The sequence below is a fragment of the Paratractidigestivibacter sp. genome (assembly GCF_052362415.1).
Lineage (GTDB): Bacteria > Actinomycetota > Coriobacteriia > Coriobacteriales > Atopobiaceae > Paratractidigestivibacter.
The window spans coordinates 11436-12071 of sequence record NZ_DAWEMK010000041.1; the positions used below are offsets into that span (position 1 = coordinate 11436).

The 636-nt window shown below is 71.1% G+C and carries 2 protein-coding genes; both read left to right on the plus strand.

Annotated elements, in window-relative coordinates; all coding sequences use genetic code 11:
* Positions 1 to 198: hypothetical protein (locus tag ACT84W_RS05760; protein WP_444328526.1), on the plus strand; the 198-nt coding region annotated here is incomplete at its 5' end.
* A partial coding sequence (locus ACT84W_RS05765) for a hypothetical protein (protein ID WP_444328527.1) occupies positions 191 to 636 on the plus strand: 446 nt, incomplete at its 3' end. The genes ACT84W_RS05760 and ACT84W_RS05765, both read left to right, overlap by 8 nt.

The window sequence follows — 636 nt, forward strand, 5'->3', positions numbered from 1 at the left end:
CGCGAGGCCGTCGTGCCGCTGCGCCCGAGCGTGCTTCGCGGCATCGGCGAGGGCATCGAGGTGGAGCGAGGCGGCGACGGCGAGTCCGTCATCGCGTGGCTCGACCGCAACCTCCCCGCGATCATCCAGAGGTACACCCCGGTCACGCTCGAGCGCGACCTCGACCGACACATCAGGACGGTGATGGCAGGTGCATAGGCTCGCTTACGTCTCGTCCGGCGGCGGGCGCGTCGAGCTCGACGGGGACGGCGCCTTCGTCGGCACCGCCCCCAAGCTGCGCTCGCGCGAGTGGTCGTACACGCTCGGCTGGAGAGGCGCGTCCGGCATCAGCCGCGACGCACGCGAGGCCGCGCTGGACGCCTTCATGTCCGCCGGGCGCGCCGACGAGCTGCGCAGGCTCGCCGACCGCGACCTGTCCTCCGGCACGCCAGGCACGCTCGTCTTCGACGGCGAGTGGTACCAGCGCGCCTACATCGCGAAGAGCAAAGTGGAGACGGTCTACGGGAGGTCGGCCGTGCGCGCGGAGCTCACCGTCCTGCTCCTCGACGGCGCGTGGAGACACGAGGAGTCCACGGATTTCTTCGCCGAGGAGGTCAGCGACGGCGACGCGCTCGACTTCCCGCACGACTTCGAGTA